This is a genomic window from Paraburkholderia dinghuensis, from assembly GCF_003837865.1.
GTDB classification, from domain to species: domain Bacteria; phylum Pseudomonadota; class Gammaproteobacteria; order Burkholderiales; family Burkholderiaceae; genus Paraburkholderia; species Paraburkholderia dinghuensis.
Genome location: NZ_RQIS01000013.1, coordinates 61,622 through 84,233, shown reverse-complemented (window position 1 = coordinate 84,233; position 22,612 = coordinate 61,622). Strand labels below are relative to the sequence as shown.

General features: G+C 59.9%; 14 protein-coding genes. 9 read left to right on the top strand and 5 right to left on the bottom strand.

All coding sequences use genetic code 11. The annotated features are described in order from the left end of the window. Nucleotides 1–23 precede the first annotated feature (23 nt). Nucleotides 24–1,802 carry a PTS glucose transporter subunit IIBC gene (gene ptsG, locus D1Y85_RS18275; protein WP_124152487.1) on the bottom strand — a complete coding sequence of 593 codons (1,779 nt, stop codon included), beginning with the start codon at nucleotides 1,800–1,802 and terminating at the stop codon, nucleotides 24–26. Between the two features lie 22 nt (nucleotides 1,803–1,824). Continuing rightward, complete coding sequence (ptsP, locus tag D1Y85_RS18270; protein ID WP_124152486.1) at nucleotides 1,825–4,371, bottom strand: phosphoenolpyruvate--protein phosphotransferase; 2,547 nt, start codon at nucleotides 4,369–4,371, stop codon at nucleotides 1,825–1,827. Nucleotides 4,372–5,025: 654 nt separating this feature from the next. Here ptsP and D1Y85_RS18265 point away from each other — a divergent pair. After that, nucleotides 5,026–7,425, top strand: coding sequence for a phosphoketolase family protein (locus D1Y85_RS18265; protein ID WP_124152485.1), 2,400 nt, complete (start codon nucleotides 5,026–5,028; stop codon nucleotides 7,423–7,425). A gap of 185 nt (nucleotides 7,426–7,610) precedes the next feature. Here the strand turns inward: D1Y85_RS18265 and D1Y85_RS18260 are convergent, their stop codons facing one another. Then, the gene (locus D1Y85_RS18260) at nucleotides 7,611–9,053 is read right to left on the bottom strand and encodes an anion permease (protein WP_124152484.1); all 1,443 of its coding nucleotides are present in this window, start codon (nucleotides 9,051–9,053) and stop codon (nucleotides 7,611–7,613) included. 101 nt (nucleotides 9,054–9,154) lie between these two features. Here D1Y85_RS18260 and D1Y85_RS18255 point away from each other — a divergent pair, with 101 nt between their 5' ends. Genes D1Y85_RS18255 through D1Y85_RS18235 form a run of 5 tightly spaced genes read left to right on the top strand, consistent with a single transcriptional unit; the run spans nucleotide 9,155 to nucleotide 13,641 of the window. Beyond that, nucleotides 9,155–9,793 (top strand): 2Fe-2S iron-sulfur cluster-binding protein, encoded by a 639-nt coding sequence (locus D1Y85_RS18255; RefSeq protein ID WP_124152483.1) that lies wholly within the window; start codon nucleotides 9,155–9,157, stop codon nucleotides 9,791–9,793. Between the two features lie 15 nt (nucleotides 9,794–9,808). Beyond that, nucleotides 9,809–11,458, top strand: a complete 1,650-nt coding sequence (locus D1Y85_RS18250) for an FAD-binding protein (protein WP_124152482.1) — start codon at nucleotides 9,809–9,811, stop codon at nucleotides 11,456–11,458. Nucleotides 11,459–11,477: 19 nt separating this feature from the next. Next, nucleotides 11,478–12,719, top strand: a complete 1,242-nt coding sequence (locus D1Y85_RS18245) for a complex I 51 kDa subunit family protein (protein ID WP_124152481.1) — start codon at nucleotides 11,478–11,480, stop codon at nucleotides 12,717–12,719. A 45-nt stretch (nucleotides 12,720–12,764) separates the two neighbouring features. Next, a complete protein-coding gene (locus D1Y85_RS18240; RefSeq protein ID WP_124152480.1) occupies nucleotides 12,765–13,160 on the top strand; it encodes a tautomerase family protein in 396 nt (131 codons plus the stop codon). Nucleotides 13,161–13,173: 13 nt separating this feature from the next. Continuing rightward, nucleotides 13,174–13,641, top strand: coding sequence for a hypothetical protein (locus D1Y85_RS18235; RefSeq protein WP_124152479.1), 468 nt, complete (start codon nucleotides 13,174–13,176; stop codon nucleotides 13,639–13,641). A gap of 92 nt (nucleotides 13,642–13,733) precedes the next feature. On the opposite strand, the gene D1Y85_RS18230 is transcribed toward D1Y85_RS18235, so the two are convergent. Continuing rightward, complete coding sequence (locus D1Y85_RS18230; protein WP_124152478.1) at nucleotides 13,734–18,305, bottom strand: AAA family ATPase; 4,572 nt, start codon at nucleotides 18,303–18,305, stop codon at nucleotides 13,734–13,736. A gap of 658 nt (nucleotides 18,306–18,963) precedes the next feature. Here D1Y85_RS18230 and D1Y85_RS18225 point away from each other — a divergent pair. The 3 genes from D1Y85_RS18225 (at nucleotide 18,964) to D1Y85_RS18215 (ending at nucleotide 21,290) form a co-directional block, all read left to right on the top strand. Beyond that, nucleotides 18,964–19,533: a cysteine dioxygenase family protein gene (locus D1Y85_RS18225; RefSeq protein WP_124152477.1), complete on the top strand. Its 570-nt coding sequence runs from the start codon at nucleotides 18,964–18,966 to the stop codon at nucleotides 19,531–19,533. A 406-nt stretch (nucleotides 19,534–19,939) separates the two neighbouring features. Beyond that, nucleotides 19,940–20,740 carry a helix-turn-helix transcriptional regulator gene (locus D1Y85_RS18220; protein WP_124152476.1) on the top strand — a complete coding sequence of 267 codons (801 nt, stop codon included), beginning with the start codon at nucleotides 19,940–19,942 and terminating at the stop codon, nucleotides 20,738–20,740. A 259-nt stretch (nucleotides 20,741–20,999) separates the two neighbouring features. Then, nucleotides 21,000–21,290, top strand: a complete 291-nt coding sequence (locus D1Y85_RS18215) for a DUF3820 family protein (RefSeq protein WP_124152475.1) — start codon at nucleotides 21,000–21,002, stop codon at nucleotides 21,288–21,290. Between the two features lie 215 nt (nucleotides 21,291–21,505). On the opposite strand, the gene D1Y85_RS18210 is transcribed toward D1Y85_RS18215, so the two are convergent. Further along, nucleotides 21,506–22,591: a porin gene (locus tag D1Y85_RS18210; protein ID WP_124152474.1), complete on the bottom strand. Its 1,086-nt coding sequence runs from the start codon at nucleotides 22,589–22,591 to the stop codon at nucleotides 21,506–21,508. Between the last annotated feature and the right edge of the window lie 21 nt (nucleotides 22,592–22,612).

The window sequence follows — 22,612 nt, the reverse complement described above, 5'->3', positions numbered from 1 at the left end:
ACGATAGCCGCCGCGCCTGACGCCTAGCGCATCGCACTTGCCAGGCTTTCCGCTTCCAGTCCGACGATCAGGTCGACCTCGCCATTACCGAGTGCCTGCGTTGCCGGGACGCCAGCTGCCTTCAACGCGGCAGCGTCGATGCGCGATGCGTCCGATAACGCAACGCGTAACCGCGTCGCTGCAAGCGCTTCCAGCTTTGTGATGTTCGCGACACCGCCAAGCGCCGCGCGAATCTTTTCCGCTCGCGCCCTCTGTTGCGTCGTGATGGCGACAGGGGCTGGCGGTTCGGCGGCCTGCGTCGCGCCGGTCGACGCAGGGGAGGCGGCCGGTGTCAGGTCGGCGTCGCTACCGGCGGTCTTCAGGTATTCCTGCATATCGGTTTTCATGTTCTCCGATAGCGGCCCGAAGATAGCCTGCACGGCATCGCCGACGCGAAGGACGCCCGCTGCGCCGAGTGCTTTCAGTCGGGCGTCGTTTACGAGCGCAGGGTCGTTGACGGAGATGCGTAGACGCGTGATGCAGGCATCGAGGTTCGCGATGTTGGCGCGCCCCCCGAAAGCGAGCACCAGTTCGCGTGCGCGGCCGCCTGCGCCGCCTGTGACGCGCACGGGCGCTTCGACGTCGTCGATCTCACGGCCTGGCGTCTTCAGGTCGAAGGCGGTAATGACGAAGCGGAACACGCCGTAATAGACCACTGCGTAGATGGGCCCCAGAATAAAGACGTACCACGCGTGTGTGGACTTGTTGCCGATCAGATTGAACGCGACGAAGTCGATGGCGCCTTGCGAGAAAGTGAAACCCATGTGCATGCCGAGCGTGTTGGCCACGAACTGCGTCGTGGCCACAAGACACGCATGGACAAAGTACAGCACCGGCGCGACGAACAGGAACGCAAATTCGATTGGCTCCGTAATGCCGGTGAGAAAAGAGGTCAGCGCGGCAGAAATCATCATGCCGCCTACGGCGACTTTTTTCTCAGGCTTCGCGCAGTGCCAGATTGCAATGGCTGCTGCGGGCAGGCCGAACATCTTGAAGAGGAAAGCGCCTGCCAGAATCCCGGCGGTGCGGTCGCCGGCGAAGAAGCGGGTAATGTCGCCGTGAACCTCCTTGCCTGTCGTCGGGTCGACGAAGCTCCCCATTTCGAAGAAGAATGGTACGTTCCAGATGTGATGCAGGCCGAACGGGATCAGCAGCCGCTCGACGAAGCCGTAGATCGTGGCGGCGGTGCGGGGATCGGAGACTGCGGCCCATTGTGAAAAGGCCTTGATCGCGCTGCCGATTGGCGGCCACACGATAGACAGCAGTGCGCCGAGCACGATCGAACCGATCGCGGTCACGATGGGCACGAAGCGCTTGCCGGCAAAAAAGCCGAGATAGGCCGGCAGGGCGATCCTGTAGTAGCGGTTGAACATCCACGCGGCCAGCGCACCGGCCAGAATGCCGCCGAACACACCCGTCTGGATCGACGGAATGCCCATGATCGTGTCGGGTTCGACGCCCTCGACCTTGGCGATCACGCCGAGCGTTGCCGTCATGACGAGGTATCCGATCGTCGCGGCGATACCCGATACGCCATCGTTCTCGGTGAACCCAAGCGCGACACCGATCGCGAAGATGAGCGGCAGGTTGGCGAAGATGACGTCGCCCGCGTTCTTCATCAGCGCGAGTACGATGGCCGGTACGTAGCCGTGAAAGTCGGTCGCGCCGAGGCCGAGCAGCAGGCCCGCCACCGGCAGCACGGCGACCGGCAGCATCAACGACTTGCCCACTTTCTGCAAGACTCCGAAGGCATGCTTGAACATGGCGAGTCTCCTCTGGACCGGCTTATTCGGAAAACGGCGCGAGGCGCGCGCGGACCTCGGCGGCGGTGCCCATGCGCAGGACCTCGGACGCAAGCTTGCGCGCCTCGCTCATCGTTAGCCTCGCAAGCTGCGCCTTGATCGAGCCGACGGCAGGCACGCTCACCGAAAGCTCATCAATCCCGAGACCTGCGAGCACGGGCACGGCCATCGCGTCGGAGGCAAGGCCTCCGCATACACCGACCCACTTGCCATGCTGATGCGCGCCGTCCACCGTCATGCCAATCAGACGCAGTACAGCGGGGTGGAGTGCGTCCGCCTGCCGGGCGAGCTTCGGATGCCCGCGGTCCATCGCGAGCGTGTACTGGGTCAGATCGTTCGTGCCGATCGAGAAGAAATCGACTTCGCGCGCGAGCGATTCGGCAATCAGCGCAGCAGCCGGCACTTCGATCATCACGCCAATCTTGATGGCGCTTGCACTTGCGCCGGCTTCCTCGAGCAGAATCCGCTTCGCGGCGAGCACTTCCTCGATCGCCGCCACCATGGGGAACATCACGTGCACATTCCCAAGCGGTGCTGCGCGCAAAATCGCCCGCAACTGGGCGCGGAACATGTCGGGGTGGTCCAGGCTCACGCGCACACCGCGCACGCCGAGGAAGGGATTGTCTTCTTTCGGCAGCGGCAGATAGGAGAGCGGCTTGTCGCCGCCGACGTCGAGTGTGCGGATGACGAGTGGACGCTCGCGGCCCAGCGCTTCGGCTATGGCGCAGTACTCGGCTGCCTGCTCGTCCTCGGACGGCGCGGTGTCGCGATCGCTGAACAGAAATTCGGAGCGCAGCAGTCCGACGCCTTCGGCACCCGCAGCCACGGCCTCGCGCGCTTCCTGCAGGTTGCGGATGTTCGCGACAACTTCAACGCGATGTCCGTCGGCGGTGACGGCAAGCTTGGTCGCGGCGAGCGCTTCTTCCTCGCGCCTTGCTGCCTGGCGCGAGATGCGCTCGTGCGCGGCCTCGGTCTCCCGGGCGTCCGGATTGTGCCGCAAGACACCGCGGGTACCGTCGAGCACGACGAGCGTGCCGTCGGCGAGTTGCAGCGCACCTGGGTCGATTCCGCAAATGGCCGGGATGCCGAGCGAACGCGCGAGGATTGCGACATGGCTCGTGGCGCCTCCGGTCGTCGTGCAGAAGCCACGCACCTTGCTGCGGTCCAGCGAGGCGGTGTCGGAGGGCGAGAGTTCCTCCGCGATCAGTATCGAGTTGGCCGGTACCACGATTTGCGCATGGTTCACGCCGGCCAGCAATGCCAGCACGCGCAGTCCGACATCGCGCACGTCGCCCGCCCGCTCGCGCAGCAGAGGATTGTCGAGTTGCTCGAGTGTATTCGCCTGCTTCTGGAAGGCTTCGCGCCACGCGAAGCCCGCGCTCTTGCCCTCGCTGATGCCCGCGATCGCCATGTCATTGAGATCGGGGTCGTCGAGGAGTTCAAGATGCGCGTCGAGTATCTGCGCCTTGGACGGATCGGCGAGGTTCCCCTTGAGCGCCTCGATCTGCTGACGCGCGAGGTGCTGGGCGGATTCGAGTTGTGCACGTTCACGCGATGGCGATTCGGCCGCTTCCTTGACGTCAATGACCTGCTGCCGATATTGCACGATCGTGCCGACCGCGAGGCCTGGTGACGCCGATACACCGACGAGTTCGTCTTTGTTGACGGGGGCGGTGCGCCCGGCTGGGGCGTTCGCGGGCAGCGCGACGTCGGCGGCGGCGTGTTCCTGCGCGGGGGCGTCGCCGGGCTTTTCACCCGCGCCATCGGCGAGCAGCCGCGCCAGTGCGGCGGCGGCCTCACCGGCGTCGGGCCCGGTGGCCTGGATGCTGACCTTGTCGCCGAAGCGGGTCGCAAGTCCCATGATCGAAACGACCGACTTCGCATTCGCACTATCGGCGCCTCGCAACAGGCGCAGGTCGGATTTGTACTTCTTCGCTTGCGCGGCGACGACCGCGGCGGGGCGCGCATGCAGCCCCTCGCGATTCGGCAGACTGACTTCGTCGGAAACGACCATGCCGCCTGAGCCGGCTGACTCCCGCTCAGCCTCTGCACCGACCAGTTCGAGCGACAACACGGCGTCGGTGCCGGCGGTGACGAGTCCGGTGGCGGGCAGGTAGCGCGTCACCCTGTCGCCGTTCGCGATCACCATCTGCGTCAGCAGGCTTGCAGCCTTCGCCCCAACGACGACAGGATCGAAACGGATCAGGGGTTGTCCCGTCGCCACGGTGTCGCCCTGCTTGACGAGCGGCTCGAAGCCTTCGCCGCGCAGCAGCACAGTATCGAGGCCGATATGCAGCAGCACCTCCAGCCCGTTGTTGCCGGTGATCGTGACGGCGTGGCCTGAGCTGTGCAGGTTCGTTACCGTGCCTGGTAGCGGCGCAAGCAGCTCATTGGAGATGGGGTCGATCGACACGCCGTCGCCGACCAGCTTCTGCGCGAACACGGGGTCCGGCACGGTATCGATGGGAACGAGCACCCCCGAGAGGGGGGCCATCAGCTCGAGGCGGCCGGAATGCTGAAAGCCCTTCATCTGTGCGACTCCCTGAGTCTGGGCTGCCGGCTCGAATGATCTGGATTGCGCGAGCGTGCCTGGCAACCACCTGCGATGACGGGCGTGGACCCGTGTGAGCCATCGAGTTCTGAGCGTGCGGAGCGTTTGGCGCCGACGTGATTGCGACTTCCGGAAACGACAGCACGATTCGAGGCGTGGCGTAAAGCTGGCGTACGGTCTGACGAAGTGCGCGTGAGTGCACAGGCCAGAACAATCGCCAGAACTTCAACTTTCAAGGCCTGCTGCGCACGCAAGTTTCCGAACGTTGATTGCATGCGGAATACTCTGCATTCCCTGGCATCTACCCGGTCTATCAGGTGCGTGACGAATCGACGATTCGTAGTTTAGGACACACCGGGTCAGGAGACACTGCACGCTGTACGAAGCCGATGCATCCCACCGCCCAGGACGTATGCAATCGTAGGGTCTGAGCCGGCGCGAATAACTTGATTTGCAGGCGCAGTAACGTATTCTGCGATCTTGACGCACCAGTCTTTCTCGGGGCCATTCAGCCGTTCTCCGAGCTTGCCCGAAGCGGTGATGCCGTTGAACGATCATCAACGCTCACGTAGCACGACCCGAGCAATCCGCTGCACGCCGGGAACGTCATCGCGTGGGCCAGGAGATGCCGATATGGGCAATACCCTCTCGTCGGACGTTTCATTGCAGGCCACCCCGCTCGATGACAGCGAACTTCGCGCTATCGACGGCTGGTGGCGCGCATGTAACTACCTCTCGGTGGGCATGATCTACCTGATGGACAATCCGCTGCTGCGTGAGCCGCTGAAGGCGGAGCACGTCAAGGCGCGCCTGCTCGGACATTGGGGCGCAAGTCCGGCGCTTTCATTTGTCTGGGCGCATCTGAACCGGATCATCCGGCGCGACGACCTGAATATGATCTTCATGGCGGGTCCAGGGCACGGCGCGCCTGGCGTGCTGGGTCCGGCTTATCTGGAGGGCACTTATTCAGAGGTCTATCCGGACAAAAGCGAAGACGTCGCGGGTATGCAGAAGTTCTTCAAGCAGTTTTCATTTCCGGGCCACATCGGCTCGCACGTGACACCGGAAACGCCCGGATCGATTCACGAGGGCGGCGAACTGGGCTATAGCCTGTCGCACGCGTATGGCGCCGCGCTGGACAATCCGGATCTCATCGTGGCCTGCGTAATTGGCGACGGCGAAGCCGAAACGGGCCCGCTCGCGACGGCATGGCACTCGAACAAGTTCATCAATCCGGCGCGCGACGGCACCGTGCTGCCCATCCTCAACCTCAACGGCTACAAGATCGCCAACCCCACGGTGCTTTCGCGCATCAGCCACGAGGAACTGGAGGCGCTTTTCGTCGGCTACGGTTACAGGCCGTATTTCGTCGAGGGAGCAGACCATGCCGCAATGCACCAGAAAATGGCCGCTACGCTCGACGCGATCGCTGCGGAGATTCGCGCGATTCACGAACGGGCCCGTAGCGGCGACCCGGTGGAGCGGCCGCGCTGGCCGATGATCGTGCTGCGCACGCCCAAAGGCTGGAGCGGTCCACAGGAAATCAACGGCCACAAGGTCGAGGGATCGTGGAGGGCACACCAGGTGCCGTTTTCAGACGTGCGCGGCAATCACGCAAACCTGGAGCTTCTGGATAGCTGGCTGCGCAGTTACCGGCCGGATGAACTCTTCGATGCGGATGGACGGCTGATCCCTGAACTCAAAACGCTCGCGCCGACCGGACATCGCCGCATGAGCGCCAATCCGCACGCCAATGGCGGGGTATTGCGCCGCGATCTGAAGTTGCCGGATTTTCGCAACTATGCGGTCAACGTAGCGCATGCCGGGAGGGTGCTCCAGGAAAATACGCGGCCGCTCGGCGAGTTCCTGCGTGACGTCATGCGTGAGAACATGAAAACCTTCCGCGTATTCGGACCCGACGAGACGGCTTCGAATCGTCTTCAGGCCATATACGAAGTCAGCAAAAAAGTCTGGATGGCCGACCTTTTGCCGGAAGACGAGGACGGCGGTGAACTCGCTCGCGATGGCCGGGTCATGGAAATGCTCTCCGAGCACACACTGATGGGCTGGCTCGAAGGGTATCTGCTGTCCGGGCGACACGGCTTCTTTCACACTTACGAAGCCTTCGCTCACGTGGTCGATTCAATGTTCAACCAGCATGCGAAATGGCTCGACATCTGCAAGAACCATGTGCCGTGGCGTGCATCGGTCGCGTCGCAGAACATTCTTCTTTCGTCTACGGTCTGGCGCCAGGATCACAACGGCTTTTCGCACCAGGACCCGGGGTTCATCGACCTGGCCACCAACAAGAGCCCATCGGTCACACGTGTCTATCTTCCGCCGGACGCCAATACGTTGCTGGTCGTAGCCGACCACTGCCTGCGCTCCACGAACTGCATCAATGTGATCGTTGCCGACAAGCAAAAGCACCTGCAGTTCACGACGATCGACGAGGCGATCGTGCACTGTGCAAAGGGTATTGGAGTGTGGGGCCGCGCGAGCACGGACGACGACGTGGAGCCGGATGTGGTGATGGCTTCGTGCGGAGACGTCGCCACCCAGGAGGCGCTCGCGGCAACGGCCATCCTGCGCGAACGCATTCCCGAACTCAAGCTGCGCTTTGTGAACGTGGTCGATCTCTACAAGATGCAGCCGGTTAGCGAGCACCCCCACGGCTCGACCGCGCGTGAATTCGACAGCCTGTTTACGGTGGATAAACCGGTGATCTTCAATTTCCATGGATACCCGTGGTTGATCCATAAACTCGCCTATCGCTTTCGCAACCACGAGAACATTCACGTGCGGGGATACAAGGAGAAGGGCAACATCAATACGCCGCTCGAACTCGCCATCCTCAATCAGGTCGACCGCTTCAATCTCGTGATCGACGTGCTCGACCGCGTGCCGCGCTTGCAGGCCAGAACCGCGCATCTTCGGGAGGACATGAAGAACGCCATCATCAGCAACCTGAACTATGCGCACACGCACGGCATTGATCGAACCGAGATCACCGACTGGGTATGGCCTGAGTAGATCGATGCACCGGTCAAGCGGGAGCGAACAAGCATCGTGATCCGTCCTGTTGCGCGCGCGGAGGATCGACCTTGACATGCAGGATAGTGAATGGCTTTGCCGCTACGCCGTGGCTCCAGGCTCGCGGTTTCCGCCGGGTGCGACGGTCGCGACTGGCGGCGTTGCATGCCGTCTGCCCGACCACCTCAAAGCAGCAACGGCACGCTGATCACGAGAAAAACGACGATGTAGATGACCCCGAAGATCGCACCGAGTTTCCAGTAGTCACCAGCAGGCAGATAGCCGCTGCCGTAGTACACAGGGCTGGGTCCGGTTCCGTACGGTGTCAGGATACCCATGAGCCCCAGCGTCAAGGCCAGCAGCAGCGAAAACGCCTCCATCGGCATGCCGGGAATCGTCGAGCCCACGGTCAGCATGACCGGAAGCATGGCCGTTGCGTGCGCGGTGACGCTGGCGAACATGTAATGCGTGAAGAAAAATATCAGCACGAGGACCACGGCCGCGAGGATGGGAGAGTAGCCGCTCATGTGATGCGACATCATATCGGCGAACCACTTGACGAAACCCGTTTTGCTTAGCCCGTCGGCCAGCGAAACCAGCGTCGCAAACCACGCGAACGTATTCCATGCCTGTTTGTTTGCGAGCATCTCGTCCCATGTCACGACCCCGGTAATCAGCATGAAGGCGATCACCATGAGCGCCGCGGTCGTGGGATTGACGTAATCGTCGGCAAAGATCCAGAGCGCCAACGCAATGAGAACCAGAACACCCAGCGTCCATTCCCGCCGGCTGAGCGGCCCCATCTTTCGCAGTTCCTCCGCAGCCCACGCCGGTACTTCGTTGCCTTGCTTCACTTCCGGTGGATAGAGCACGTAGGTGAGAACAGGCACGGCCAGCAGCAGGACGAAACCTGCGGGTGCCATGGCCGTGAACCATTGAATCCAGCTCACGTCGATCTTGACCGTCTTCCTGATGAGTTCAGCGGCGAGCAGATTGGGCGCGAGCGCCGTGAGAAACATCGAACTCGTCACGCAGGTGGTCGCAATGGCGGTCCACATGATGTATGACCCGATCCGTCGCGCGGAGGGGTCGTTTGGTTTCGAATCATATAGAGGCGGCAGATTGCGGATCACGGGGAAGATCGTTCCGCCGCTACGCGCCGTATTGGATGGCGTGAAGGGCGCGAGGATGGCGTCGGCCACCATAACCGCATAGCCGAGGGTAAGCGTCTTGCGGCCCATCGCCCGCACTAGCAGGAGCGCGATACGCCGGCCGAGGCCCGTCTTTTCGTAGCCGAGCGCAAACATGAAGGCGCCGAAAATCAGCCATACCGTACCGTTGGCGAAGCCGGCGAGTGCCCAGGCCAGGCTGGCATTTGCAACGTTGAAACCGGGCTTCGCGAGTTGCTCAGGGCTGAAGAATACCCATTCGGAGAATACGGCCACAACGGTGACGGCGATCAGGCCGATCGCCGCGCCCGGAATGGGTTCAAGCATCAGACCGACGATCACGCCGACGAAGATCGCGAAGTAGTACCACGTATGCTGTGCGAGCCCTTCGGGGGCGGGGATGAGCGCGATCACGATCGCGGCGATGACGGGTGCGAGGGCCTTCCATGACGCTTTCACGTGACCTCCACTTCGCTTTGGTCTTCATTGTGCTAAGGTTTATATGACGTTTTTCCGGGGTTTGCCAGTGCGACGCCGGCGAAACGGCAAGGAGACCGAAGATGGTTAGCCTAAGCATTGAAGGGCGCGAGCTGGAGGCGCCTTCCAACTGCTCGATCCTCCAGGCCTACGTGCATGCTGGCCAGACGCTCGTGGAGGGTGTCGGGTGCATGGGGCAGGGGGTATGCGGTTCCTGCCGCGTCATGGTCCGGCGCAGCGGCGATCAGGAGGTGAAGACCGTACTCGCGTGCGAGACGCTGGTCGAGGAGGGGATGCAGGTGGCTTTCCTCGACTATCTGGCCACCCCGGCGCGGCACGTGTATCGCATGGAGGACCTCGGCGACAGCTGGCAGGCGTTGCGCACGATGTCCGAGATATTCCCCGAAGCGTCCCATTGTCGCCACTGCAGCGGTTGTGACCGCGCCTGCCCGAAGGGGCTCGAGGTCCAGCGCGGCGTGAACCTCGCCGTGGAGGGCAGGCTGAATGCGTCCAGCCAGGTGTTCGACGAGTGCGTCATGTGTAACCTCTGCACGCTCGCGTGCCCCGAACACATTCGGCCCAATCATCTCGGACTGTTCGTACGACGAATGATTGCATCGAACTCGTTGCGCCCCGCCAATCTCATCCGGCGTTTGCAGCAAATCGAAAGCGGAGAAATGAAGATCGACTTCGACGCGCCCGGCGCGCATCCGCCGCGCTGAACGGTGCGTACGAACATGTCAACCGGCATCCCCTATGAAAACGCGCTGCTGCGCTACCGCCCGGGCGTAGCGCCCGCGTTGCGCGCCGACGACCAATCCGTCGACGAGCTTCTCAAGGGCTATCACCCGGACCATGGGCCAAATGCGCGCGTGGCTCTGGCAGTCGGCGTGAATCGCGGGGAATCCTGTCAACCGGATCTCGCGCGTCAGCTGCAGGCCAACGCGTTAGCCGACGACGTCGATCTGGCCGGCGCGCAGCTCGTGCATACCGATGTGCTGGTCGTTGGCGGCGGGGGCGCAGGATGTGCCGCCGCGCTCACTGCAGCGAAGCAGGGCGCGCGGGTCATGCTCGCCAGCAAACTGCGACTCGGGGACAGCAACACCGTGATGGCCGAAGGCGGAATCCAGGCGGCAGTGGGCGAGGACGACAGCCCCCAACTGCACTTCGAGGACACGTTGCGCGCCGGCCATTTCTGCGGCGACCCTGAACTCGTTGCACAGATGGTGATGGACGGCCCCGATGTGATTCGCTGGCTCATCCAGCTCGGCATGATGTTCGATCAGGAGGAAGACCGGCCGATCGGCGGCAACCTGTTGTGCAAGAAGCCCGGCGGCGCATCGGCGGCGCGCATCCTGTCCTATCGGGACTACACGGGCCTCGAGATGATGCGCGTGCTGCGCGAGGCGGTCGATCTCGACCCTGGCATCGACGTGTGGAATCGCTGCCCTGTGGTCGAATTGCTGTCGGACGAGCGCGGCGGCTGCGCGGGCGCCGTGCTGTACAACCTGGAGTGGCGGACCTTTATGCTGGTGCGCGCCCGGGCTGTGATCCTCGCGACCGGTGGTGCAGGGCGACTGCACCTCAACGCATTTCCTACCTCCAACCACTATGGCGCCACTGCGGATGGCCTCGTGCTGGCATATCGTCTCGGCGCGAGGCTGCGCGAGCTCGATTCGTTCCAGTACCATCCTACCGGCGTCGCCTGGCCGCCCCACCTGGCGGGCGGATTGATCTCCGAAGCCGCGCGGTCCGCAGGCGCGAAGCTGATCAACGGCGAAGGCGAGCGATTCGTCGATGAGCTCAAGGCAAGGGACGTGGTGGCGTCGGCGATCCTGCGCGAATGCGCACAAGGGCGCGGCGTCACGCGCGACGGTCAGATCGGCGTGTTCCTCGACACGCCAACACTCGAACTGGAAAATCCCGGCATTCTGGCGCAACGTCTCGTCACGCTGAGCCATCTCGCGCGCAAGTGCGGTATCGATCCGGCGCGCGAGCCCTTTCTCGTTTATCCCACCCTTCACTATCAGAACGGCGGCGTTGCGATCGACAAGCACGGTGCGACGAGCGTACCCGGCCTGTACTGTGCAGGCGAAGTCACGGGAGGGATTCACGGACGCAACCGGCTGATGGGTAACGCCCTGCTCGACATCCTGAGCATGGGGCGCAGGGCGGGGGCGAGCGCTGCGCAATCGAAGGGGCGTTTCATGGCCAGTCGCGCCGGCATTGGCCATGTCCACGCCTGGCAACGGGAGCTCACGTTGGCTGGACTGCCCTTGCACGTGAAGGCGCCGCAGCTTTTTCCCGACTACGCGCATTTCGATTTGCGGGTCGATGCCAGTTTGCGCCCGGACGCGCGCGCGCGTGCGACCGGCAGCATCCGGTGATGCGATCCACGGAGCGCCAATGGACAAGCTCAATCAGGTTCTTATGCGCGACGAGATCCGCGTAGGCGCAGATCTCGACGCCTGGCTTGCGCGCGGCGGTGGCGAAGGGCTTGCGAGGGCGCTGGATGACCCCGCGGCCATCATTGCGGAAATTGCCCAGGCAGACCTGCGTGGCATGGGCGGTGCCGGCTTTCCGGCGCATAAAAAATGGACGCCCGTCGCCGCTGCGTCCGACGGGGACAAGTACATCATCTGCAATGGCAACGAAGACGAACCCGGCACGTTCAAAGACCGTTTTCTGCTGGAACATACGCCACACCAGGTGATCGAAGGCGCACTGATCGGCGCAATCGCGGCCCGTGCCAACCACGTCATCCTTTACGTCAATCCGCATCAGCGGCAATCCCTCGCGGCGACTCGCAGCGCGGTGCAGCAATGGCGGGAGCATCCTCTATTCACGGCGATCGAACAGGTAGTCGGAAGCCCGGTGTCGCTCGGCGTCGTCCCGAGTTCGGGGCTGTACATCGGTGGCGAGGAAACCGCGGTCATTGCAAGCGTGGAGGGCGGTTTTCCGTTTCCGCGGCGCAAACCCCCTTTTCCCGCGGAGCAGGGCGTGCATGGCGCGCCGACCATCGTCAACAATGCCGAGACACTGGCTCACGTGCCGGGAATTCTGTGCCATGGCGCACAGTGGTATCGAGACCTGGGTATTGGCGATGCCGCGGGAACCAAGCTCTATTCGCTATCGGGCGACGTCTTGCGTCCCGGTCTGTACGAACTGCCGATGGGCACCAGTCTCGAGACGCTCGTTTTCGAGCACGGCGGCGGGATGCTGCAGGAAAAGGAATTCAAGGCGGTCTTCACGGGCGGCCCTTCTAACACCTTGCTGACGAAACGCGAACTCGATGTCGCACTGGATTTCGACTCGGTTCGCCAACGCCGCTCGCGTCTGGGGACTGGTGCGATGATCGTCGTGTCGGAGGGCACCAGCATTGTCCGCAAGGTGGCGGAGTTCGTAAGCTTCTTCGCGCAGGGCTCGTGCGGACAATGTCCGCCCTGCAAGGGCGGAACGTTTCAATTGATGCGCCTGCTCAACCGGCTCGACACCGGCCGCGGCGTACGCGCCGACCTGGAGGCGTTGGAGAACCTTTGCCGCATTCTTCCGGGCAGCGGGCGTTGCGGTCTCATCGACGGTGCAGTAACGGTGGTTGAAAGTTCGATCAACCAGTTCCGTGAAGAGTACGAAGCGCTCCTGCCGTAGGCGAGGTTCCTGTGAGAAAGCGAAGTTCATCGGGATGCCAAAGCAATGCCTTACCTTCAGCTCGACGTCAACGGACATTACCCTGTAGAGCAAAAGAAACGCCTCGCGGCGAAGATGAGCGAAACCTACGCGCAAATGATGTCAGTCGATATCAGGCGAATCAGTGTTGCCATTCGCGAACTCGGCGAAGGGGGCGTGTGGCGCATTCCAGCAGTCGGCGCGGAACCCGTGCCTGTTGCGCTGATGATGCTCGACATCAGGCGAGGACGGTCGGCGGAATTGCGCATGGAGGTCGCCAAGGCGCTTTGCGCGCACTGTGTCGAGATCCTGGGCTTGCGTGAAGACCGGCTTAACGTTGAATTCACACAGCACTCAGGAGATGAGATGTATCACCCGGCGCTCGGGGGTTACAGCCCGGAATGGGAGCCGGGTCAGCAATGAGAGGTGGGCCAACGTGACATCGCTGGACATGGCGGCGAGCGGGTCCAGCAAAGACCGTGCTGCCAAGAGCTGCTTTGCTTGCGGCACGGTGCGAAATCGCGTGACTGGCTCGATGAAGGTTCACGGAGATCGTGTCGCGGGCGACCGAAGACAACCGTGGGTGGCGGATTCGCCGGGCCTGGCTGGAGCAACATCCGGAACCCCCTCGGCGCTGGTCGCCAGAGTTGCTACGCAGGCGTTTCAGATTTTTGTCGGTCCGTCGTCTGGCGTAAAGCGGGAGCAGGCCAATCTACGTAGATGGCCGACTGCTGTCCGATGCGGTCGACCGAAGCCGACCCACATCCGCCCTTCGATCTGCGTACTCTTGATGGCGACTTCCAAGGTACAACAGTCGTTCGTGCGGCAATACAATCGGCGTGATATCGGCGAAAGCAGTCCGTCGGCAAATCAAAATTTTGACAATTTTGAATGGCTGCTTTAAATCAGAACACTTCTACATCTGTGCTTCCAGGAGTCAATCGGCCTTGTACCTCGTGACGTGTAACAGACCAGCACCAATCGATTGACCGGGGATCACGGTCGCTCGGCGGCTTTCAGCCAATCGACTACGCCATTGAGCCCCAGAGAAAGTAGCGTGTCTTGTACCACCACAACGCGTTGCAGCATCGCGCCACAGTCAGACTCTTCTCGTTCTTCTGCTTCAGCAAAGAGGCGGGTCATTAGTTGAATAAGATTATTCTCATGGTCATATAGATACGGTTTGCTACGAGTGACATAGGCCAAGTAGATTTCAGTTGCAGCCAATGCGTGTTCCGGATCAAGTTGCGAAGTCGCGTTTAGCCATTCATGATATCCGAAGAGGTGATGCTGCTTGTTTTCGAAGTCGCCTTCAAATACAGAAAAACAGCGACGAATCAGCTCTATCGGAAAATAATTTGTAGCTGTTTCTTCACGGAAAATCTGATCCATCTGTCCCGCAACTGTTTCGGCATGAGTGCCACCTGCACTTAAACCAGAATCTATACCGGCAAGGCACTGCTCCCGATGCAGCCGAATGTTCTCAGAATTTGTCCAAACGGTAGCTGCGCCCCGCCAAGCCTCAGAGTTATCCAGAGTATTCAAGTCCCGTATTAATTCAGAAAATTCGATGTGCCGGGTCATGCTTGCCAAAGCCGAAATGCGCCCCCATGTTTCAAGGTCTTTACCGCTTGCATCGCTGCAAAGACGCGCCAGCAAAGGCCTCACTACTTCGAAATGGTTGTGATAGGCGTAATAAAGGCACGGCTCGGCGATTTGCCAAAGCCCATTTGAATCTTGCATGGCGAGACGGAACAATTCCCAGCCCAGATCAAACATCGCGCCTTGCAAATACGGCAGACGACGTAGGATCAAGGCACGAACTGCAAGGTGTTCGTCGCTGGCAAAGCGGCGCAACGTAGGTGCCAGCAATTCAGGAAATTTGCTGCCGTGCTCTCGAAAGTTATTAGCCAAGATCATCAAGGCTTCGGCAACGTTTCCCTTCACCATATTGATACCTAAAGAAAGTGGATCGACGGTATCACCCTTTATTGGATCGGCTTCATGAAGCCCTTCAAAGCCAATGGCTAAAAATATCAGCCGTTCAGCCTCTTGTGCATCATGTATGACATTGGCGCAGGCTTGTAGTGCGTTGGCTGCCGAGCGCCGGTGTTGCCAGCTTTTCGGATGCCTTTCTAGTTCATCAAGAATCTGGCTTGCCAAGAGTGGGGCATCGGGTTCTTCGACAGGCAGCCACGAGCTGTCGGTTCGCAAGTTGCCGTAACGATAGGCTAGATATGTAGCGGCCCCGTCCATGATTTCATCACGAAACTTTTCGGGAATATCCGTCCAGCGGATTGACAACAGGCCCAGGAATCGGGTGGGATGGCGAGAGGAGGCCTCTCGCAGTTGCCAGCCAACCTCGCGCTCACCGCCAACCAGAAAGTCGGCCCTAAGCCGATCAGAGTGACCGTTGTAGTGTTCAAGTAAGCTCAGCACACCGTTATCGCTGGCGCTGAGAAATACCTCAAATGAGAATGGTGCACTGACCACTCCGCTACGCGAACGGATATGCGGTTGACGAATCAATACCCCCGCTTTTTTCTCGTACGCGTCCGCCACCGCTTGCACTTCAGGCGAACGCAGGTAGCAAGGGATCGGAGCGATCAATTCAGCTCTCGTCTTCAATATCCAGAAATGGCCGTGTTCATCGGAGATTTCTTTGTCCCACACAGTCAATATGTTTGCCATCACAGCATCTTGCGTTGGTACGTCGAGGAACCTGAATGCCGACTGCACCAATGTACCCAATTCGTAGGTAAGTTCGAACTCCAGCATCTTTTGGTCGCACAACATACGACCGATCAAGTCAATGTTGGCTTCAGGCGATGCGATGCAAGCGAGGATGGCGAAGTAGAGCAACGCACCTTCGTGATTGAAGCAAAGACGATCGCGGTTACTTTGCCACAAGTTTGAGTTTGTTTTTGCATGGTGAAGAACGGCGGCTTCAACCGCATCAAGCAGAACGTCCATACTGTCCACATGACTTATATCCCTCTGACTATGCGCATGTTCGTATGAGGTTTCGTCCAAAAATCCATACCGGTAGCCTATACGGGTTTCACCAAAGCGCGATGCACGTACATTGCTCCACCGCTCGATAGATTCCAAGACCAAATTCAGTAAAGTGCTGGATTGCTCCATGCGTTGACGGACAAAATTGTCATCCCGGTCACCGAATTCATGGGCATGGCAGCGCAGCTTGTTATCGAACCTGTATTCAAGTAAATCCGCGTCGCTGATGCCATCTGCCATATAACGCCAGAGCAAGCCGTCTTCCACTACACCTGCCGCCACACAACGGGCGATGACCCGGCCAAGAAAGCTGTGCTCAGATCGCGGCATATCGAGCAGTCGTTCAAGCAATGGGGCAACCAGCGCCATGTCTTTCGGTTTGATTTCGGATAGGTGAATTCCTAGCCTGTCTGCAATTTCATTGCCCTTAAGCCAATCGAGTGATAGCGCCTCCATCCAGAATGACAGCACGCCCGCGCTATCTTCATTGCTCCATTGCGCAATGCGATGAGCATGTCCCATCAATCCTTCGGCATCCTTTGCAGTTTTCAACATAGGAACTAGATGCCTGAGCCAGAAGTGATGCCACTCAATCGCCCCTGCCGAGACGTAAATCACTTGGAAAATGTCGCGGTGTTTTTCGCGCAAATCACGTATCAATGACCAGTCGTCGTCCTGGGGTATCTGTTCGGCAATTGATTCTGCTACCAAACGCCTAATATGGAAGGCTGCGCCACCGGTCAATACGGCCCTGAGTTGTTTTCTGAATTCGCGACGCTCCCCTAGTGCCAACTGTGCGACAAAACTGCGGATGCTGGGGCGTACAAAAGGAACGGGCGGCAAGCCCTGTATGAACTCATTCAACGTCACACCACGACGCACGGCTCCACTTATGACCAGCACATCAAGCAGGGTTTGATGTCCAAACGTCAGCTTGCCATCCTGAGTTTCTTGAAGCACGTTGAGACTGCACAGTTCTCGCTGAATACCCTGCGAGGCAGTGAAGCGCTGATGCGGCACCGCCAAGCTTCGTGATCTCAACATTTCTGAAGCAATGGCCTCAATCGCCTGTATCGCGGTATCACCCAGTGCGACGTTGGCCCGAACAATGGTATCGAGATAGCGCTGTGCCAAAGCTTGGCCGGTCACAACGTTGAAGCTGCCCTCTCGTTGGGCCAATTCAACAAACAATGCCAACGCGCGTGGATTTCTTATCAGCTCGCGAGTAACAGCATCGATGGCGGCAGTTGCAATTCCTAGCGTATCAAGTAACGGAGCAATTTCGACATGCCAGTCCATGGGTTGGCACTTCAATTCGCAATCCCATTGCCGTTCGGCAATTCGGCGGTCGTAATGTCTGTCGAAGTCGCGGCAGGCAGTAACGACGGTGATATTGGGAATCAATAGCAGGCGGTCTATTTGCGCAAGGAAATATGTCAGAACGCGATGATCGCGGGCGATGGAAAGCACATCCAAAGAGTCGATGACTACAATCACATGCGCGTCTTCAGCCATACGAGCAGATTTCTCCACCCATTGCTCAGAGAGGCCTTGGGCTTGGCGGTCTTCTGCTGTAGCCAAGTCGGCGAATTCGCGCGACTGAATAAAGAGTGGCACGATGTCTGAGCGGATTTTCACACGCTCCTCCAATGCCTCTTGAAATGCAAGCATCACACAGGTTTTTCCCGAACCCGGAAGACCCGTGAGCAAAATGGCTCTCTTCTTGGCATCGACGGATGCGAGTAGCTCATTCACGATCTGGCTGGAAATGCGCTGTCCCGCAATATCTCGCCGCCACGACCTACCGATGGCAGAGGTGCTGGAAAACGATAAACGTGTCTCAGCAAGATTCACGGGCGGAGCCAGTATTGATCCAGCTTTATGGAGAATGGCTTTAAGGTCGTCTTTGATTAACCGATGCTGAGTAGCGGTGGATGCGCTATCGCCGCCTATACGTGCCCCGAGTTGGTCGAGGCGGGCCCAAAGTGCATTGAATGCGGAATCAGGATTGCTCACCATGTTACGTAAGCGTTCGCGTAGCAAAGCCTCCATGCGATCCAGTTCATCGCTGGTCACAAACGTTGTGCGGCGCAGGAATTCAAAGGCTAAAAGGCTGGGTGCGGATGTGGCAAGCCGTGCCAACAAAGCCGCATCTGTTACTTGGTGCTCTTTGCCTAAATTCGCTCGGTAGCTGGTTTCATCATCCTGAGCTGAGGCGTGCTCTCGCAGTTTTGCCAGAGCACCAAAGTTGTTTCGTGAATAAAAGCGAACTTCCGCATTCTGGTTGCTGGTCAGAAAACGGGCGGCTTTGTCCAATTCATCCGCGAGGTCGGCTATCGCCCATGCCTTAAAATCGATTTGATTCTTTTTGCACTGACAGGCAATCTGGGTACCGTCAGCTTTGCTGACTACCACATCGTCCACCGAATAGGTTATTGAATCTATTTCAAGCCATTGATATTCTTGGTCGGACAGTACTGTCAATGCCCAATCAAATGCCACCAATGTCTGGTAAACATCACCTCGGTTGGAACGTATGCCTGCGATGCTCATCTATTTATTCCTGTTGGAGGACATTTCTTCCCCTCTTCAAGAGAAGAGTTAACCTATGCCGATAATTGTATAAGATATTGGTCTCAGCTAACTCTGGAGCACTCAATTATTGTATTCGCAGTTATCCTTGGAAGCGGACACTGATAAGAACTAGAGCTTTCGGTGAACGACCGCTATGGCCGAAATGCATTCGTAGACTATCTGACAAGCCCCAGAGCGAATCAGCCCTTCCAATTACGACTCTCCGGGACGGACGGGTGACCGCAACTGGCCCAACGCGGATTCACGCCCCATTTACACAACTGCGTAGGTCCCAACCAGAGAGTGAGGGGCCTCGGTCTTCTGCCCCGCGTACGACCTGGTGCCGCTGCGCGCACCGGCTGGACCATGTTGCCAGCGCGTGACGATGACCGGGATTTTGACTGAACGCTCCAACTGCGCCCGCACCGTGGTAAAGGACACTTACGGTCGGGGTTGCTCCCCGGAGAATGGTGCCCGTCTGCTTTCGTCGAACAGACCCGTGTTCGCGCCTCGGACACCGTCGTTTTTGCCCCTCCCCATGGCAACCCGTCCCTGGTGAGGCCCGGGCGAAAGAATTGGCCCGTAGCCACTTTGCTTCGCGTGTCGTCCGCGAGCCGGGCGGACGCGCAACTTGCCCATGACCTCACATGTTCTCGACAGCTTCATAAACCAGGCCACCGCTCGAAGCCATCTACGGTCGGAGCCGGCCGACAGCGTACTCGCGCTCGCTCCGCTGATGCTCGATCTTGTCGAGCACGCCGGGACGTTTCTACAACCACAACACTTCCGGAGCAGCGAGGCGGGCTATACCCGTAACCTCATCTATGAGGCCCCGGATAAAGGTCTCTCGCTGTACGCGCTCGTTTGGCTTCCGGGTCAATGGACACCGATACATGACCACGGAAGTTGGGGTGTCGTCGGCGTGGTCGAAGGCGTTCTGGAGGAACGAGCCTATGTGAGGGTGTCACCCGATCGCGGAGCCGACGAAGGGATCGACCTGGTGCGTGGGGGCATCGTCCTGCTACGGTGCGGATCCGTGACCAGCTTTGTTCCCAATCCCGATCACATACACGTTACCGGCGTTCCAGCTGAGCGGTCCCGCGCGGTCAGTCTGCACATCTATGGCAGAACGATGAATGACTTCAACACGTACGACATCGAGGCCCGCACCCGTCGCCGCATAACCGTCGCGCATAACGAAAGCTGATCCGAATGCCCGCAGTGGGTTCGGTTGCCGTCGGTCACCCACAAAGACAGCGGGTGCGCCGCCTGAATATCCGGTGGGCGTTCGCCCGGACGCGTGCAGTGGACGCTTCGACGCCTCAGGCCAGAACACGGCGTTGGCGGAGGACTGGTCGGTTCAGTCGAACGCACTCGCTGGCCGCTTTGGGGGCGCTAGTACGCCTTCCTGTGGAGCATCACGTGTGACGTCCGGACCGATTGTGTCCTCAGCGATCGGCAAGAGGCTTCCATCGGACGCATCACCGTTGACAGTCGAATGGCATGGAAGTCTGAGATGCTCCCATTGAACAGGGCTTCCGCACGAACGCCCTTGTCAGGCAGGGCCAAAATCACCGAAGATCGGTGATCCGCCCATTTTTCGTGGGGACGACATGCATCCATTCGCGAATGCCGCCAATCCAGCGCTCAACGATGACGTCTTTGCACTCTGGGATCGGCTGGCCGGGTTCTCCGCGGGCGAAGGCGATGCCGCGCTGACCCATTTGCTGACCACGCTCTGTGCGATGGTCACGGCACAGAATGCGCTTTGGGCCGTCGTTGTGCGATTGCCTTCGCCCGCGCCAATGGATCCTTTGTTCGGCTGGCGGCCACGCCTGGTTCGGCTCCTGCATCCGGTCCCCGCGATGGTCGCTTCCGTGCAGGAGCAGTTCGACACGCTCTGGTCCGGCAAAGTCGACTCGTCACATGTCGTGGCCATGGCGGGGAGCGAGCCGTTCCGCGCCAACCTGCTCTTCGAGGCGATGCCCGCTGAATGGTTTGAAGGTGAGCACTATCGCCGCCACTACCTCGAAGTCGGTCACGGCGACAGCATCCAGGTGCGTTGCTCGCTCAACGACGATGTGCGGATTCATCTCTTCGTGTTTCGCGAGGTGCAGGCACCCCGCTTCACGGCGCCGGATCTCGCGCTTCTGGGCTTCGTGATGCATGGGCTGAGATGGTATTACCGGCAGCAACTGCTCAGCCACGGCCTCCTTATCGCCGACGCTCCCCTGACGCCGGCCGAGCGAAGCGTGTTGCTGTGGCTGCTTGACGGACTCACGGAAAAGCAGATCGCGCAGAAGCTCGACCAGAGTCCGAACACGACGCATGTCCACATCAAGTCGATCTACACCAAATTCAACGTCCGGAGTCGCTCAGCGCTCACCGCGCTGTGGCTCGGCAAGTTGAGATAGCGAACCGCAGGCGCTGGCGTTGCAGGCAGCGATGCTGAGCCGCCGTCTGCCCGACGCAATGCTGCGCCGCTTTACGCTTATCGCGTGCCGGAATGCTGAACGTGAGAGTGGGAACTGATCGTCTCCCACCGCCGGGCATCAGCGATTGGGCACTCCGATCGTTACGCTCAGCCGGTTTCACGACCTGCAGTCGTGCTGGATTGGTCGGCACGCTATGGGTGTGCCGTGCCGGGATGGAAAACCGTGCACAATACCCGCCATGGAAATCCCAGACCTTGAACGCCTCGTCACCCTGACGATGCCCTTTGGCAAATACAAAGGCCGGCTCATCTCCGACCTCCCCGGGCACTACCTTAACTGGATGGCGCGTGAAGGGTTTCCGCGGGGCGAGATCGGCCGGTTGCTCGCCTTGATGCACGAGATCGACCATAACGGCCTGAGGGATTTGCTCGAACCGCTGAGCAAACGCGGACAGAACCAATCCGGTGCCACTGCAACGGTGAACCACACCGGCTCGCCGCGTCGATCAGGCGGTGATCGACGATCGTGACCGGCGACAGCCGACCCGTTGCAGATGCTGGGTCCGGGCCAACAACGGTGGCTCTTTCGGGTGATCAAAAGCCATCCGCAATTTCGCGTATCGGGCTTGCGAGACCAATCAGGTCCCGCCGCCCGTTCAACACCATTGCCTCAGCGGAACCGGCAATGAGTCGAATTCCATGATCGGTCGCTCAGCCCGGCTACACCGGGCTGGTGCTGCATGAATCAGAAGAAGTGCCGAAGACCAACGCGCGACACGAACTGTTTATCCGTCGACGAGGGCCCCATCGTGGCGATCGATGCGACCGTGCCCGTTGCGCCACCCGCCTTTTGTCCCGCGAGTTCGAGATAGACATCGGTCTGCTTCGACAACTGATAGTCGGCAGCCATGTTCAGCGAATACCAATGGGAATCTTCGAGCTTGTCGTACGACACCTTGGCGGAGAGGGCGACATCAGGCCTCAGTCGATAATCGCCGCCGACGTAGACGACCTGGTCGGTCTCCGAGTGGCCGCTCAGTTGCAGCTGGGTATTCGTATAAATTGCCGAAACTCGCGCCTTGTCGAACGTGTACATGCCCGCGGCACCAAGGATGCGCTGATTGTCGACCAGCAGCACCGTCGCCGGTGTCAGCGGATGCCCGAGCAACGTCGGCGCGCCCGTCAAACCCGCGTACACCGGTGCCTTGTTGATGTCGGTCACCACGAGCGCGCCGGAAAACGGTCCGTAGCTATACTGGACGTTACCGCTATACGCACGTCCCTCGTTGGTCGACGCGGTGCCCGCGTTCTGGCCAAACGAATACATCGCTCCGAAGGTCGCTCCCCCGAAGCTCGCGCTATTGAACTGCGCCGAGTTGTTCAGACGCTCGCCCGACGTACGGTCGAGATCGCCATTCTCGAACACCATGATTCCGCAATTGAGGAACGGCGACATGTACCGCTCGAGTTGAAGCGTGTAGTCATACTGACGACCGAGAGAGACATCGCCGATGCCGGACTTCCCGAGACCCACGTACGCCTGCTTGCCGAAAATCAGGCCTTGACCCATGGCTCCCGTGTTCAGCGAAAAGCCATTCTCGAGTTTGAAAAAGGAGCGCAAGCCACCGCCGAGATCCTCAGTACCGGTGAAACCGAGCGCATTGGATTTGTTGATCCCGTCCTGCATCTTGACCACCGAATGGCCCATGATGTTGCTGACGTAGCTGATGCCGTTGTCGACGCTACCGTAGATCGTCACCGACGACTGGGCAAACGCCCCGACGCTGAGCGACTGGAGCATCAACATTGCTGCGATGTGGTGTCTCTTCATTTTTTTCCCCTGACAACGTTT

Bases quoted from the DNA above. Each gene is read 5' to 3' on its own strand.
- ptsG (WP_124152487.1), bottom strand. From the start codon at position 1,802: ATGTTCAAGCATGCCTTCGGAGTCTTGCAGAAAGTGGGCAAGTCGTTG.
- ptsP (WP_124152486.1), bottom strand. From the start codon at position 4,371: ATGAAGGGCTTTCAGCATTCCGGCCGCCTCGAGCTGATGGCCCCCCTC.
- D1Y85_RS18265 (WP_124152485.1), top strand. From the start codon at position 5,026: ATGGGCAATACCCTCTCGTCGGACGTTTCATTGCAGGCCACCCCGCTC.
- D1Y85_RS18255 (WP_124152483.1), top strand. From the start codon at position 9,155: ATGGTTAGCCTAAGCATTGAAGGGCGCGAGCTGGAGGCGCCTTCCAAC.
- D1Y85_RS18250 (WP_124152482.1), top strand. From the start codon at position 9,809: ATGTCAACCGGCATCCCCTATGAAAACGCGCTGCTGCGCTACCGCCCG.
- D1Y85_RS18245 (WP_124152481.1), top strand. From the start codon at position 11,478: ATGGACAAGCTCAATCAGGTTCTTATGCGCGACGAGATCCGCGTAGGC.
- D1Y85_RS18240 (WP_124152480.1), top strand. From the start codon at position 12,765: ATGCCTTACCTTCAGCTCGACGTCAACGGACATTACCCTGTAGAGCAA.
- D1Y85_RS18230 (WP_124152478.1), bottom strand. From the start codon at position 18,305: ATGAGCATCGCAGGCATACGTTCCAACCGAGGTGATGTTTACCAGACA.
- D1Y85_RS18225 (WP_124152477.1), top strand. From the start codon at position 18,964: ATGACCTCACATGTTCTCGACAGCTTCATAAACCAGGCCACCGCTCGA.
- D1Y85_RS18220 (WP_124152476.1), top strand. From the start codon at position 19,940: ATGCATCCATTCGCGAATGCCGCCAATCCAGCGCTCAACGATGACGTC.
- D1Y85_RS18215 (WP_124152475.1), top strand. From the start codon at position 21,000: ATGGAAATCCCAGACCTTGAACGCCTCGTCACCCTGACGATGCCCTTT.
- D1Y85_RS18210 (WP_124152474.1), bottom strand. From the start codon at position 22,591: ATGAAGAGACACCACATCGCAGCAATGTTGATGCTCCAGTCGCTCAGC.